Source organism: Parabacteroides goldsteinii DSM 19448 = WAL 12034, from assembly GCF_000969835.1.
GTDB lineage: Bacteria > Bacteroidota > Bacteroidia > Bacteroidales > Tannerellaceae > Parabacteroides > Parabacteroides goldsteinii.
Map to the genome: position 1 here is coordinate 2071361 of NZ_KQ033912.1, position 15218 is coordinate 2086578.

Annotated in this window: 9 protein-coding genes; 4 read left to right on the forward strand and 5 right to left on the reverse strand. The window is 45.7% G+C overall.

All coding sequences use genetic code 11. The annotated features are described in order from the left end of the window. The first annotated feature begins 41 nt into the window (after positions 1 to 41). Positions 42 to 1100 carry a tyrosine-protein phosphatase gene (locus HMPREF1535_RS07750; RefSeq protein WP_009860604.1) on the forward strand — a complete coding sequence of 353 codons (1059 nt, stop codon included), beginning with the start codon at positions 42 to 44 and terminating at the stop codon, positions 1098 to 1100. Positions 1101 to 1223: 123 nt separating this feature from the next. Continuing rightward, positions 1224 to 3005, forward strand: a complete 1782-nt coding sequence (locus HMPREF1535_RS07755; RefSeq protein WP_044245324.1) for a DEAD/DEAH box helicase — start codon at positions 1224 to 1226, stop codon at positions 3003 to 3005. 69 nt (positions 3006 to 3074) lie between these two features. Here HMPREF1535_RS07755 and HMPREF1535_RS07760 read toward each other — a convergent pair whose 3' ends face one another. Next, a complete protein-coding gene (locus HMPREF1535_RS07760; RefSeq protein WP_010801288.1) occupies positions 3075 to 4649 on the reverse strand; it encodes a beta-N-acetylhexosaminidase in 1575 nt (524 codons plus the stop codon). A 106-nt stretch (positions 4650 to 4755) separates the two neighbouring features. Here HMPREF1535_RS07760 and HMPREF1535_RS07765 point away from each other — a divergent pair, with 106 nt between their 5' ends. Together HMPREF1535_RS07765 and HMPREF1535_RS07770 are read left to right on the forward strand one after the other, a co-directional pair. After that, positions 4756 to 6366: a dipeptidase gene (locus HMPREF1535_RS07765; protein ID WP_046145768.1), complete on the forward strand. Its 1611-nt coding sequence runs from the start codon at positions 4756 to 4758 to the stop codon at positions 6364 to 6366. 31 nt (positions 6367 to 6397) lie between these two features. Then, positions 6398 to 7567 carry a C1 family peptidase gene (locus tag HMPREF1535_RS07770; RefSeq protein WP_046145769.1) on the forward strand — a complete coding sequence of 390 codons (1170 nt, stop codon included), beginning with the start codon at positions 6398 to 6400 and terminating at the stop codon, positions 7565 to 7567. 28 nt (positions 7568 to 7595) lie between these two features. Here HMPREF1535_RS07770 and HMPREF1535_RS07775 read toward each other — a convergent pair whose 3' ends face one another. The 4 genes from HMPREF1535_RS07775 to HMPREF1535_RS07790 all read right to left on the reverse strand — a co-directional run bounded on the left by HMPREF1535_RS07775 (position 7596) and on the right by HMPREF1535_RS07790 (position 15151). Further along, positions 7596 to 8951, reverse strand: coding sequence for an ATP-binding protein (locus tag HMPREF1535_RS07775; RefSeq protein ID WP_046145770.1), 1356 nt, complete (start codon positions 8949 to 8951; stop codon positions 7596 to 7598). 135 nt (positions 8952 to 9086) lie between these two features. Continuing rightward, positions 9087 to 10196 (reverse strand): aldose epimerase family protein, encoded by a 1110-nt coding sequence (locus tag HMPREF1535_RS07780; RefSeq protein WP_046145771.1) that lies wholly within the window; start codon positions 10194 to 10196, stop codon positions 9087 to 9089. A 3-nt stretch (positions 10197 to 10199) separates the two neighbouring features. Continuing rightward, on the reverse strand, positions 10200 to 12344 hold the full coding sequence (locus HMPREF1535_RS07785) for an alpha-galactosidase (protein WP_046145772.1): 2145 nt from the start codon (positions 12342 to 12344) through the stop codon (positions 10200 to 10202). Between the two features lie 20 nt (positions 12345 to 12364). Continuing rightward, a complete protein-coding gene (locus HMPREF1535_RS07790; protein WP_046145773.1) occupies positions 12365 to 15151 on the reverse strand; it encodes a glycoside hydrolase family 2 protein in 2787 nt (928 codons plus the stop codon). Between the last annotated feature and the right edge of the window lie 67 nt (positions 15152 to 15218).

Sequence of the window (15218 nt, forward strand, 5' to 3'; positions counted from 1 at the left end):
AGGAATTATTATCTTTGTAATGTATGTATGCTAGAAAGACGATGTTAGTAAAGATTTTTTCTCTGTTTGCTTGTGTTACGTTGATAACGGGTTGTTCCTCCAACAATCCGGAAATACGGGCGCTCTGCCTGCGCGATGATATAGGGAATTATATTCTGAAATGGGAAACCGAACCGCAAATGGAAGGTATACTTAAGATGTATGTTTCCGACGATCCCGAATCGTTCAACAGATCTCTTCCCGCAGGATATGCCAACATAAAAGACGGTGTCACGACTTATATCACCAACGATAATATGTCGCGTAAATATTTCCTGTTGTCTTTCAACGATAAATATTTCAAGACGATCGGTGCCCGCTCCGTATCGATGGACAGCCTCCAGAATCTACGGGAAATCGGTGGCTACGGGACTGCCCACAACCATAAAACGACCCGCTGGGGACAGGTATTCCGTTCCGGACAACTCAGCTCCCTGAGCGAATGGGATTCGATCCGTCTGAACAATCTGCATATCAAAACGGTTATAGACCTGCGCGGGAATGATGAAGTAGCAGCCAGTCCGCTACGTTATTCCAATGCAAACATCGTACACATCCCTATTCCCATAAAGAATATGGATCACGTAGTTGCCCGCATACAGGAAGACCGGATGCGTAAAGGAGACGGAATCCTGTTCATGCAGGACACTTATTTGCAGTACGTTACTGATTACAGCGAACAATACGCTAAGGCGCTCGATGTTTTTCTGGATAAGGATAATTATCCGATCCTGATTAACTGCTCGATGGGAAAAGACCGTACGGGTTACCTGACCGCCATACTGCTGTTTGCTCTCGGAATACCGGAAGAAACAATCATTAAAGATTACATGGCTTCCAACGAGAATATCAATATCGGACATCTGGCCTATATGGCACGCGACCTGAGTACAAATGCACAGGAAACGATCACCACTTTGGTCACTGTCAACGAAGGGTTGATCGACCTGGTCCTGAAACGGATCCGGAAAGATTACGGCTCGGTAGACAAATATCTGTCAAAAGGATTACATCTGACAGATAAGAAGCGGGATACATTAAAAGAAATTATGTTATATTAATGTGAATCCGAATTATTTATCTACCTTTGTACCCTCTGAATTTATTATATACACATATATCACATTTTGAAAACATTTGAAGAATTAGGAGTTGCCGCCCCCATATTGAAGGCAATTCAAGAAATGGGTTACGAATCGCCCATGCCGGTACAGGAAGAAGTGATTCCTTTCTTGCTGGGAGAAGACAACGACGTAATTGCATTAGCACAAACAGGAACAGGAAAAACAGCCGCTTTCGGTCTGCCCATCCTGCAGAAGATCGATGTGACAAGATATCAGCCTCAAGCACTCATACTTTGTCCCACCAGGGAACTTTGTCTGCAAATTGCCGACGACCTGAATGATTACTCCAAATATATCGACAACCTGAAGGTGCTGCCGGTATACGGAGGTTCCAGCATTGAAAGTCAGATCAAGACGTTAAAACGTGGCGTACATGTAGTGGTAGCGACACCGGGACGCCTGCTCGACCTGATGAACCGTAAGACAGTCGATCTGGGTACGATCCGGAACGTTATTATGGACGAAGCGGACGAAATGCTGAACATGGGATTCACCGACAGCATCAATGCGATTCTGGCTGAGGTTCCCCCCGCACGTAACATGTTACTTTTCTCCGCTACAATGCCGCAGGGTATTGCCAGCATCATGAAGAAGTACATGAAGAACCCGAAAGAGATCGTTATCGGGAACAAAAACGAAGGTAACAAGAACATCAAGGATATCTACTATATGGTTCGTGCACAGGATAAATACCTGGCATTGAAGCGTATTGCCGACTTCTATCCGAACATCTACGGTATCGTTTTTTGCCGTACCCGTAAGGAAACACAGGAAATTGCCGACAAACTGATACAGGACGGTTACAACGCCGATTCGCTGCATGGCGAACTGAGCCAGGCGCAGCGCGACTATGTGATGCAGAAGTTCCGTGTTAAAAACATTCAGTTGTTGGTTGCGACCGATGTCGCTGCCCGCGGACTGGACGTGGATGACCTGACTCACGTAATTAACTACGGTTTACCTGATGAAGTAGAATCTTATACTCACCGCCGTGGCCGTACAGGTCGTGCCGGCAAGACTGGTATTTCTATTTCCATCTGCCACGTAAAGGAAAAAGGTAAGATACGTCTGATCGAGAATATCATCAAGAAGAAATTCGAAAAAGGTGAAATGCCGACCGGACACGACATCTGTGAAAAGCAGCTTTTCAACCTCGTCGACCAGATCGAAAAAGTGAAGGTGGACGAAGAAGAGATCGCAACACTGATGCCGCAGATCTATCGTAAACTGGAATGGCTGGACAAGGAAGACATCATCAAACGTGTTGTTTCGCTGGAATTCAACCGTATGATCGACTATTATAAAGATGCTGACGAGATACAGGAAGTAGACGAACGTTCGGCCCGTCTCGACCGTGCAGAACGCGGCGAACGCCGTGCCCACAATGCAGAAGAAGGTTTCTCACGCTTCTTCCTGAACTTCGGCAAATCAGACGGCTTATATCCGAACCAACTGATCGAACTTGTCAACAAATGCGTACCGGGTAAGGTTCGCATCGGCAAGATCGACCTGCGCGACAACTTCTCATTCTTCGAAGTAGAGGAAGGCGAAGCACAGCGCGTAATGGACAGCATGAACGGTTTCGAGATCGAAGGACGCCGCATCTCCGTTGAGCCTGCGCAGGGCAAAGGCGAAGGCAGAAGCAGCCGGGGTGGAAGATTCAGCCGTGGAGGAAATAACTCACGCGGTGGCAGTGGTTCCAGAGGCGGTTATAAGGGTGGCGGTGGCTATAAAGGCAAACGCGACGGTGGTTTCAGCGGCAGCACAACCGACAGACGCAACAGCGAAAAACCGTGGAGACGTGAAACGTCAGACCGCAATGCCCGTAAGAAAAGATATTAATCTATAATTATAGATAACAAAAAGAAGGGGCGGATCGTAATAGATTCCGTCCCTTCTTTTTATTTCAGATCAACCATTCTGCAACACATCTTCTTTTTCCGGAGCATTCGGCTCAGGAGTCGAAGCCGGATCAAACGGATTGAAGTAATAGATACCTAATGAATCCAGATATTGCAGGAAAACAGGCAACTTCTTCATAAAGAGACTGCATTCTTTTGCCTTGGCAGGTGTCCAGCCATCTTCGGCAACAGCGACAAGGCGGGGGAAAGTCATAAAGTCCAGACGTTTCTCATCTGCCACACGTTCCGTCCACAATGAGAACTGTAAGCCCATCACCTGGTCTTCATAATCTTTCGTCAGGTGAATAATAGGTTCCGGGAAACGGTAGACATCTTCGATCGCATTATAACCGTTCCACAGACGGCCCACCTTATGTTCGCCATACTGGACAAAGTCTGCATAAAACGGACGGCGCGGTGTCATAATCACATTGTAACCATTCTCCAGCGCTTTTACCAGCTGGTGTTTACGGTCATGACGCCACCACATCACAATTGCTTTATCGGGAGAAACACCGGCATCGATGATTTCATCCCAACCGATCATGGTTTTACCTTTAGAGGCTACAATATCGGCTGCGCGTTTCACGAAATAGTGCTCCAGTCCGGTTTCATTCTGCAATCCTTTATCTTTGATGAACTGCTGGATTTCGGGATCGGTAAACCAGCTCTGGTTACCGTAATGAACCTCATCCCCACCGATATGGATATATGGAGAAGGGAATAAAGAGACGATTTCATCGAGAACATCGCTGATAAACTGATAGGTCGTCTCTTTGCAAGGATGGAAAGTAAAACCGTCCCATTTGCCTTCGCCGCCACCGGACAGTTCCGGATAAGAACGGCTGACAGCGGTAGCATGTCCGGGCATATCGAATTCCGGCACTACCATAATATGACGTTCTGCCGCATAAGCCACGATCTCCTTTATCTCTTCCTGGGTATAAAATTTAGCCGAGGCTTCCGGATCATGCCAGTTACCGATAGCACCGACAGAGGTCAGCTTCGGATATTTCCTGATCTCGATACGCCAGCCCGGTTCGTCGGTCAAATGCCAGTGGAAAATATTCATACGGAGAGAAGCCATAATATCCAGATATTGTTTCACCTTCTCCTTACCGAAGAAATGACGGCTTTCATCCAGCATAAAACCTCTCCAGCCATAACGGGGCTGGTCAGTGATCTTACAAGCTCTCACTGTTCCTTTTCCAAAACGGGCCAGTTGTTTCAGGGCCTCTTTCGCATAGAACAGGCCGGATTCCGAAGAGGCTTCCAGTAAAACGGATTCCTGACTGACTGTTAATGAATAAGCCTCATCCGGCATTTTCAGTTTTTCATCCAATACCAGTCGAACCGTGCCTTTGGAAGGTGTTCCTGATAAACCCAGTCCTTTTAGTTCAGACTGTAGTTTTTTAGCCAATTCATCGGCATATCCGCCATTCCCGCTGATCGGGGAAGCCGTGCCGATTGTAAACGATCCTTTGCCTCCCGAAACCTTCGCCGGTGTGGGGAACAAAGCAAGTTGTGCAAATGCCGGCAAAGCAAGAAAAGCCAGCAATACTACAATAGATAATAGTTTTCTCATGGGATTATAATTGTTATGTTATCGTACACACCTTAGATTTGGGCAAATATATGCAATTATTCCGATACAGTTTGTATCTTTAGCCATTAAATCAAATGACAAACACATGAACAGATTGTTTCTCTTTACTCTTACACTTATCTGCCACTGTCTGATCACAACTGCGCAGGAGATTGAATATGCCCAACCGGTCAACACACCGGAAAGTTGCACTAGTATTATGGTCGGCAAGAAAGCCTCTGCCGACGGCTCGGTAATGACCAGCCACACTTGCGACGGAAATTACCGTACCTGGATGGATATTGTTCCGGCCGCCACCTATGACCGCGACACGACCGTCGCCATCCGGAACGGACGGATGCATACGGAATATCCGGGCGACCAGACCAACGTCGAGTTAAAAGGAACCATCCCGCAGGCCCGTTCCACCTATCAGTTTTTGAATACCTCCTACCCTTGCCTCAACGAAAAACAACTGGGCATCGGCGAAACGACCATTTCCGGACGGAAAGAACTGATTAACAAGAAAGGCATGTTCATGATCGAAGAGTTGGAAAAGATCGCTCTTCAACGCTGCACGACTGCCCGCGATGCCATTCGCCTGATCGGTGAACTGGTCAAAGAACACGGCTATGGCGATTCCGGCGAATGTCTGACAATTGCCGACCCGGATGAAGTCTGGATATTTGAAGTCTTCGGTGAAGGGCCGGACAAAATCGGCGGTGTCTGGGCAGCTGTCCGCATTCCGGACGACCATGTCAGTGTATCGGCTAATATCTCCCGCATATCTACTTTGGATTTAAAGGATAAAGACAATTATATGGCTTCCGCCAATGTCTTCGATGTTGCCAAAAAGATGGGATTCTGGGATGGGAAGGAACCGTTCCGTTTCTGGAAGGCTTACAGCGGAGGGAATTATTTCGGCGAACTGAAATCGTTTAGCCTGCGTGAGTTCTTTATCCTGAACAGCCTTGCTCCTTCCCTGAAGCTATCGTATGATTCGGAAGAACTGCCATTGAGCGTAAAACCGGATAAGCAGGTAGCCGTAACCGATGTAATGGCGCTTTTGCGTGCAACCTATGAAGGGACAGACTGGGATACAACCAAAAATCTGAAAGTCCCATCCAAAAAGAAAGACAGTTCGGATAAAGATTCTATCACCAGTCCGGCCGCCAATCCCTGGATGACGACCGATATGATCAATATGTTGAATGAAGTAAAACCCAGGACGGTCGACCGCAACCGTTTGGTAGCCGTTCCCCAATGTTCTTACTCCCATGTTATCCAGTTACGAAACTGGCTGCCTGATGCAGTCGGAGGGGTTGCCTGGTTGTCTTTCGACAATCCGGGACAGAGCCCGCGTATTCCTATTTTCTCCGGTTCCACCGCACTTCCTCCGAGTTTCGGTATCTGCGGACAGCATCGCCATCGTACCGATGCCGCCATCTGGTCGTTCCGCGAAGCCAATAAACTGGCAACTGTACGCTGGGGACTGACAAAAGAGAAAATGCAAACAGCCATCGCCCATTTCGAAGAAAAAGGACAAACAGAATTACCTTTTGTTGAAGCTCAATACAAACAAATCCAACAAACGAAAGGCGATGAAGCTGCAAATGCTTATCTGACCGGCTATACTTCCGACTTTGCCGGCGCCGCCATGCAACGCTGGCGCGAAATGGCTGACGAGTTCTGGAAGATGTTTGCACGAGGTTTCTAAATAACGATTACAAACTATTAAATCATATTTTATGAAAGCATTATTCATATCCTGCGCCTTGCTGCTTTCCGCACTCAGCGCATTCGCCCAAGGCTATCAGTTTACCGAAGTCGTGACAGTTCCGGCTACCCCGGTAAAAAATCAGGCAGCCACCGGTACTTGCTGGTGTTTCGCCACCACCTCATTTATGGAATCGGAGTTATTACGCATGGGAAAGGGAGAATACGACCTCTCTGAAATGTTCATCGTACGCCAGAAATATATGAACCAGTTACAGGATAATTACCTGCGACGTGGCGAAGGAAATATCGGACAAGGCAGTCTGGCACATACTTTTAAAAATGCATACCGTCAGGTAGGAATCGTTCCCGAAGAGGTTTACAAAGGGATCAACTACAATTCCGAACGCCACAATCACAGCGAAATGGCTCAATATATGAAAGCTATCGCTGACGTTGCGGTAAAAAATAAGAAACGCAGCCCTGAATACGACAAACTGATACAAAACCTGTTCGATACCTACCTGGGACAGCTTCCGGCTACATTCACTTACAAAGGGAAAGAATATACTCCCAAGACATTTGCTGAATCCCTGGGACTGAATATGGACGATTACATCGAACTGACGAGCTTCACCCATCATCCGTATTACGTAAAATTCGACATTGAAGTACCAGACAACTGGGAACATCAGCTCATGTACAACCTGCCGCTCGACGAAATGATCGAGACAGTCGATTATGCCCTGAACAACGGTTTCACCGTATGTTGGGATGGTGACGTCAGCGAAAAAGGCTTCTCCTTTAAGAATGGCGTAGCCATCAACCCGGAAGTAAAGAAGGTGGAAGACCTTTCAAATACCGACCGCGCCCGTTTCGAAAAGATGGACGAGAAAGAGCGCCTGGAAGAAGTATACAAGTTCGAACAGCCGTATCCGGAAGTAAAAGTAACCCCCGAAGTCCGTCAGGAAGGTTTCGAAGCATTCGTGACTACCGATGACCATCTGATGCATCTAACCGGTATCGCCAAGGACCAGAACGGCACCAAGTACTACATCACCAAAAATTCATGGGGCACAGACCGTAACAAATTCGGTGGCTACCTGAATATGTCGGAAAGCTTCGTCCGCGCCAAAACCATTTATGTAATGGTTCATAAAGACGCTATCCCGAAAGCGATCAAAACAAAATTAGGCTTATAAAAACAATTAGGGAACGCGGAAGCTCGCGTCATCCGCGTTCCTTAATAGCCATATACGACTCAATATAAGCAGACAACATACCTGTTAGACAATACGGCATATTTATAAGAGTAAAACTCTTGCTTTCGGAAATCTTAATTTCTTCCTGGTGATAAGGTCCTGCATACAAACGAATCGCCAAAGATGCTCCGGATAAATCCATATACATCAGCAATGATTTCAAATGTCCGGTAGCTCCCGCTTTCACTTCCACAGGTATATGGCCATAAGCAGAAGGATATAAGAAATCAACCTCTGCATTGGAAGTTTTTTGCTCTCTTATCCAAAACTGAAGAGGTTGCAGATAATTATCAGAGTGAGCAATCAGTTCCTGCCCTACGATATGCTCGGCAATCCTTCCTTTATAAAGATTATTCAAGTCTTTAGAAGTAAACACTTCTTTCTGTATATTAGAGAAATAGTTAAGCATGCCGGTATCCAATACCTGTAAACGAGGTGACCGTTTAATATCAGGGGTAAAAGGAAGCATCGTCTGCGTTGTCGGATAAGTAAGATGCAGAATTAACGCCTTACGCAAAGTACGCATCGCTTCTCCTACTTCTTTCGAAGAATAAGCCGATTCCCCGAATCCGGCAAACTTGATGCGCTCACCCGCTTCCGCAAAACAAGAACGGATACAATGGCGCATCACCTGCATCTGATTCGTTGTTTTCGCATACTTCTCCACATCATCCAGGTAAGACAGAAGAAGCGAATCATATACAGGTTTGACCTGCGATAAATCCTTTGTGACTACATAACGATACACCGCTTCAGGCATTCCTCCTACCAGCGTATAGGTATGAAATAGCTGCATCAATTTATCAACCGCATAATCAGGAACCGGAACTTGACGATAGGCATTCAATGCATTCCTTTCGCCCAAAGCTTCCAAAAATTCACCGAACGTAAACGGATACATATAAAGATAATCCACACGCCCTACCGGAAAACTGACATCCCGATCGAAAAGCGATTCCAACAAAGAACCGGCAGCAATCACATGATATTCCGGATATTCTTCATAAAAATAGCGCAGCATATTCAAAGCAGACGGGACTTCCTGAATTTCATCTATAAAGATTAATGTATCAGCCTTCCCCTTTTCGCCATCTTTCAAGAAAAAGATCCGATCAACTATTTTGTGTATATCACGCTCTCCCTCAAACGATTTTGCATCATCCGTTTCCAGATTCAGGTAAATAAACTGTTCGTAATTGACAGCGAACTGCTTCACAGCCGTAGTCTTTCCTACCTGTCGGGCTCCCCGCAAAACCAACGGTTTCCGAAAAGGTGACTGGCTCCATGCCTTTAACTTATCTTCTATGTTTCTTCGAAATGCCATATATCATACTGTTATACAATGACAAAGATAACAATTATATTCAGCAAAGGCACAAAGTAAGGGTAAATTGTGCGCTCAAATGGAACAAAGTAGGGGTAAATTTGCTCGGATAAAGAAACAAAGTAAGGGTAAATTTCAATCCGAAAGAAAACAATACTCAGTGATATGCCGGTACTTTTCCACTTTATCAATCAAGATAGAGGGGAAAGACGGCTGGTTCGGAGCATCCGGATATCCCTGGGTTTCGATGGCGATGCCGGCACTGGCATAATAAGGAGTATCCCCCTTTCCCATATCCGTTCCATCCATGAAATAACCGTTATATACCTGCACAGATTGTTGATTTGTATAAATATCCATCTTTCTTCCGCTGATTTCATCTGATAAACAAGCAGCAAAATTCAATTCTCCACCACTTTCTCCGTCCAGAGCATACGCCAGGGAAAAACCTTTGCCTTTTTGTATTTGTGAATGTTCTTTTGTCAAAGACGAAGCAATAGTGTGGGGCAAACGGAAATCCAGCAAGGTACCGTTTACAGGTAATAACCGGCCCGTAGGGATTAATTCATTATCACATTCAATGATAGCGGAAGCATTCAGGGTTAGATTGTGAGATAAAACATTCTTTTTATCCGTAATACCAGAAGATGATTGCAGGTTAAAGAAAGCATGATTCGTGAGATTGACAGGTGTTAGGCGGTCGGTTGTTGCTTCGCACTCCATCCGCAGGGTATTATTATCTTTCAGCAAGTAAGTCACCTTTACTTCGAGGTTTCCCGGATAGCCTTCTTCCCCGTTTGGGGAACAGGTTGTAAATTCAACAGCTTCCTCTCCGGAAGGAGTGACAAACAGGCGGGATTTCCAGAAACGATTGTGAAAAGCGGCCATTCCACCGTGCAAATGATTGCGGACAGGTTTTCCATAGGCATCATTGGAAGCCAGTAAAAACTCTTGTCCCTCTAAGGTAAAACGGGCATTATTAATTCGTCCGCAGACACGGCCCACTATCGCACCATGATATTGCTCGCCTGCCGTCAAATAGCCGTCGAGCGTATCGAAACCAAGGAGAATATCCCCCATACAGCCATCACGGTCGGGTGTCCACATACTCACCCAACGGGCACCATAATTGGTGAATTGGGCGACAAGGCCATTACGGTTCTTTAGTGTAACCAGTTCAGCGGAAGAGGTTGAACCCTCTCCGCTGAATGCTGATGCAGACAATAAATTCATCTGACAAACCATGTATTATTGTTTTACAATCTTAAATATACGGCTTTTGAATGCTCCGTACAAGGGAAATTCCACTCCGATATTCATCAACTGACGACCAGCATAAAGACCATCCATACCTTCAATCCGGTAAGAGGCATCAGGTTCCAGACCACGCAGCTTTACCTTTTTAGAACGTTTGGTTTCCGGTATGGCATTATCCGGATATTCCGCCAGATTATACACAAACACAACTGATTCCGATTTTGGTTTATTGACGAACTGGAGTACGCTCCGGTTATGTTCGTAAGGCGATATCAGACGGTAATGATCACCTTTGTGAACTGTTTCACGGATTTCTTTATAAAGAGCAATCTTCTCACGGGCAACCTCTTTTTCCTTATCAGACCATTTCGTAATATCATAACCAACACCCAGGACACCGCACAGGGATACATCGAACTTAAATTCAAGCGGATGCCTCTGGTTATGCCAATCTTCCTGCGTCACCCAGCTAATCATTGAATTAGACGGGAAAGCATTCAGGAAAGAATACTGGATAAACGTACGTTCCACCGGGTCGGTATTGTCGCTTGCCCAGCAGAAATCGGTACGGGCCATCATACCCAAGTCTACCCTGCCGCCACCTCCGGCACAGTTTTCAAACCATACTTCCGGGAATTCCGCACGCAATGTTTCAAACAAACGGTACAGGTTCTCGATGTATTTAATACGAACGGCCCGCTGTTCATCGGTCGGAGCCGACAGAAATCCAGGTTCCGTCACCCCTCTGTTCATATCCCATTTGATAAACTTGATATTGTTTTCACGTAACAACGTAGAGAAGCAGCTATATAAATACTGATAGACATCTTCACGTGCCAGGTTCAGCATCAACTGGTTACGGGTTTCATGCCGGGTGCGGTTCGGATAATGGAACACCCAGTCGGGATGCTGGCGGTACAGGTCACTGTTCGGATTTACCATTTCCGGCTCTATCCAGATACCGAAATCCAGTCCCAGAGCATTGATTTTCTCGATCATCGGTTGCAAACCGTTAGGGAATTTATTCTTATCGACCGTCCAGTCACCCAGACCGCCTTTATCGTTGATACGCCCTTTAAACCAACCGTCGTCAATAACAAAGACTTCAACGCCCAAATCTTTTGCGATCTTTGCCAAAGCCAGCTGATGTTCTTCATTCACATCAAAAGTGGTAGCATACCAGCTGTTATATAAAACCGGACGAACCTGATCGCGATGAGAAGGATACAGAACTTTCTCACGGGTAAACGAAGCCAGGTTCTGCGAAACACCTTCCATCCCCCGGTTGGTATATCCGATCATCATTTTAGGAGTGGTAAAACTCTTTCCGGGCTGTAGAACCAACAACTGGTCCCAGAAATTTATTCCTCCGGTAACCTGAACTTCGCCGGGAGCATATTTCTCAAAGTCCATCCGCCAGTTGCCACTATATTGTAACGAGCCGAACCATACTTCGCCGCAAGTCTCCTCCTGTTCGCCTTCGGGTCTGATTGCAAAGAAAGAGGAACCGTACGAACGCAGGTCTTTTGTCTGAATCGTCTTCAATCCCTGTGTCAGTTTGGTTACATTCATTTGATATTCATAGCCCCATCTGCCGGACAGATGCGTCAGCTCATAAGCGTTCTTCGGAAGAAAGAACGTTCCGGACTGGGCATTTTCTATTTCAATATTCCCTTTCTTTCCGGTATTCTTTATTTCTACCCATTTCTCAAGCAAATCGTATTCCGGCAGAACACGGATATATTCGGTAACAGCCAACGGATAATAGTTATCCTTCTGACGGATAACCAATGTGGCATACCCATCCTGCGTCAGCATTTCCGACCCTTCGTAAGTGAGTTCTATATCCCTTACCCGGTCTTTAAAAACGGCTTCCAGCATCGGTGTCGTAGCAGAATAACCGCCACGGACAGTTATTTCTTCTCCCAGCGGATTCCGTAGCATGTCCGGATTCTGACTTTTATCGCCAAAATAGAACATATTCACCTTTCCCTGATCCGAAACACGGATCTGATAGATAAAAGAACGTGTTGCCAACGTCCACGACTTTCCGTCGCTGCCGGCAGTAACAGGAGATTGCTGTGCCCAAGTCATCCCTGCCATTAAAGCAAATAATACGATAAACAGCTTCTTCATAAGTTACATCTTTACATTAATCAATAAATATCTTCCGGATTACTTGCTCCCGAAGAGAGGCCGGACTTTAACAATTGAGCCAAAACATCCGATTCCATCGCACTTGACGGATCAAACGAATCACTTTTCATATATTCAAGCAAACTAAAATACAACTGCCGGGCTTCCGGACGCTGTTCCCAGTCCGACAATATATCCATTGAGCAGAAAAGCAATTTTCCTTCACCTACTTTTGCTTCAAACAGGTTTGACAAACGGCGGTTATTAGCAAAGTTATCGACAACTTCCACCAAAGGGGTCACGGACGGCAAAGTATCCATAACAATCGTTTTTGATTGCTTCAGCAGTGACCACCATTGCCAATCGGTATAATTGCCTGTCGGGAAATGGGCGAATGCCGGATGGGACGCATCACAAAGAATTCCCATCGAACCTGCCTGCTTCGGAAAATGAACCGGACTCCAGAATACAGGGACAAATTTACCTTCCAACCCTTCTATCTTTTTATAGTCCGGATTATATAAAACCTTCTTTCCATCGGCAAGCGCCTTCTGAGTTTCCCGTAAATCACGGGTAACAACGACATCATCCTTCACCGGATTCAATTGGGATGGATATACCCAAATACTCCATTCATTCTTATATGGAGTATTATCCAAAGCAACGGACAGGAGTAACCGAGCTGCTTCCTGCTGCGCCAACGGACAGGTAATAGCTTCCGGCAATCTATTCAACCCGATTGACAGCGAAGGGCAGGACATCATGCCTTTTCCTATTTCTTTTCCTTTTTCATCTTTCAGTATCCAGGAAACAGACTGATCTTTCAGTTCTTTATCTGTGAAATTAGCAACTTCGACAGACGCTGTAAAAGATTCCCCACTCGTATAAACTGCTTTCGGGAAACGAACCAGAGGTGTTACCGGCGAGCAGGCCTGACGGAATGTTTCTGCATCAGTTACACCTTTGCTATCCCAAAAGGCATCCAGCAATCCGACTAAAGCAGTTCCCTGCCCCGGGAAGTCATGCAGGTCCAATAACTGGAAACCGCTGCAACCTGCCGTTTTCATCGCACGTTCAATCTCTTCTTTATATAAGATAGCCGCCAGATAACCGGATGCTTTCAGGTAATCGTCAGCCTTATCCAATAAGCCTTTTTTCTCCAGTTCCTGCTTTACGCCTTTAAAGTTTAAAGGATCCAGGACTCCGGTATATTTATCTATCTCTTTCAGGTTAGGAAAAACAGAATATTGCCCGATCTCATGAGTAACAAGCGGAACATTCATTCCTTCGACAGAAGCGATATAGTCCTTGTCAAACGAAGGAGACTGGGAATCGAATACCCCCTGGCCTCTCACCCAGCCTTTCTTAGTCCATTGCGTGATAAAGAAATCGTCATCCGGTTCAGGCCAGTCTCCATGTCCTCTTTCAAATGTAAAAGAAGTGGTTGTATATAAATGTCTCGGGTCCTGTTCTTTGGTATGCTTCAACAATCGGGATAAGAATTCAAAATCCGGTTGCAGTTCATTACCCAGACTGAAGAAACAGAAAGAGGGATGATTGCCGTACTCTGCAAGTATACGGTCAGCTTCAGCATACAGGAAGTCATTTGTATGAGAATCTTCTCCCACTTTTACCGACCATAGGGGAAGCTCTACCTGCAAATAGAATCCCAATGAATCTGCCACCTGGAAAGCAGCTTCGGGCGGACACCAGGAATGGAAACGCAGATGGTTCAATCCCCATTCGCGAGCCGTAAGGAACACTTTCTTCCATCCTTCCGGTTCCATCGGAGGACGTCCGGTCAGCGGGAAGATACAACATTCGAGTGTACCTCGCAGAAAGACCTTATTTCCGTTCAATAGCAGGTCCGATTGGTTTCGGCTGAATTCGCGCATGCCAAACTTTGTACTCCTTTCCGTTTTAACCGAACCTGCATTTACCTCTAAATCCACTTTATATAAAACGGGGTTAAACTCATTCCACATTTCTATCGAGTCCCCCATTGAACAGGTTAGATTTACAAGGTTTTCGCCTGATTGAAAATCCACTTTTTGTTTAAGGACAGATACGACCAATCCACTTTTTTGATTTTCCACCTTTACCGAGAGCAAACCTTCTGTAGCTTCACCCGTATTGGAAACTTTTCCCTTTATACGGATTTGTTTACCTGATACGTCCGGATAAACCTGCAAATCTTCGATGGAAAGGGCTTCTTTTGCTATCAGAGAGATATCGCCGATTATACCGTTCCACATAATCTGTGTTTCGTTGGTATAAGCATGTGCCATATCGTTTACAGTAATATCATGTTGTTTCCTGTTGTCCACACGAATCGTCAGTTTGTGTTTACCGGGCGTCAGATAACCGGTCAGATCGAATCGATGCGGACTTATCAGGCTTTCACAACTTCCCTGCACAGGGTTATCATCTACCCAAACAGAAGTTTGCCAGATAACACGTTCGAGTTTTAGTTCTATAGACTTCCCCTCCCAATCCGATGGAATGGATACTTCCCGCGAATACCAGGCCGGACCGACATAACTGTTTTTACGAGTCAGATGAAGAATCTGCGGCTTCTCCACTGAAGGGGGAAGCGTATTCGGAATGCCGTATCCCGCTTCATCGGTCGTTCCCGGCAGCTGTATTTTATCAGCAAACGAACGTTCAAACCATTTCTCCGTTATCCCGACATCCGTACTGTCCATGGCAAACTGCCACTTGCCTGCCAAAGAAATCTCTGACGATGGCTTTTGGCAAGAAGTCAGCAACATCAGTGTTATACATATAGATAAAAAACCCTTCAACATATTTATTATTTCTTCTTTAAATGAGTATCTCCAAAAATGCTATAAAAAACCAGTTTTTTCAAGAGGC

What these genes read in the sequence shown, in the direction of transcription:
- HMPREF1535_RS07750 (WP_009860604.1), top strand. Translation starts at nt 42, where the DNA reads ATGTTAGTAAAGATTTTTTCTCTGTTTGCTTGTGTTACGTTGATAACG.
- HMPREF1535_RS07755 (WP_044245324.1), top strand. Translation starts at nt 1,224, where the DNA reads ATGGGTTACGAATCGCCCATGCCGGTACAGGAAGAAGTGATTCCTTTC.
- HMPREF1535_RS07760 (WP_010801288.1), bottom strand. Translation starts at nt 4,649, where the DNA reads ATGAGAAAACTATTATCTATTGTAGTATTGCTGGCTTTTCTTGCTTTG.
- HMPREF1535_RS07765 (WP_046145768.1), top strand. Translation starts at nt 4,756, where the DNA reads ATGAACAGATTGTTTCTCTTTACTCTTACACTTATCTGCCACTGTCTG.
- HMPREF1535_RS07770 (WP_046145769.1), top strand. Translation starts at nt 6,398, where the DNA reads ATGAAAGCATTATTCATATCCTGCGCCTTGCTGCTTTCCGCACTCAGC.
- HMPREF1535_RS07775 (WP_046145770.1), bottom strand. Translation starts at nt 8,951, where the DNA reads ATGGCATTTCGAAGAAACATAGAAGATAAGTTAAAGGCATGGAGCCAG.
- HMPREF1535_RS07780 (WP_046145771.1), bottom strand. Translation starts at nt 10,196, where the DNA reads ATGGTTTGTCAGATGAATTTATTGTCTGCATCAGCATTCAGCGGAGAG.
- HMPREF1535_RS07785 (WP_046145772.1), bottom strand. Translation starts at nt 12,344, where the DNA reads ATGAAGAAGCTGTTTATCGTATTATTTGCTTTAATGGCAGGGATGACT.
- HMPREF1535_RS07790 (WP_046145773.1), bottom strand. Translation starts at nt 15,151, where the DNA reads ATGTTGAAGGGTTTTTTATCTATATGTATAACACTGATGTTGCTGACT.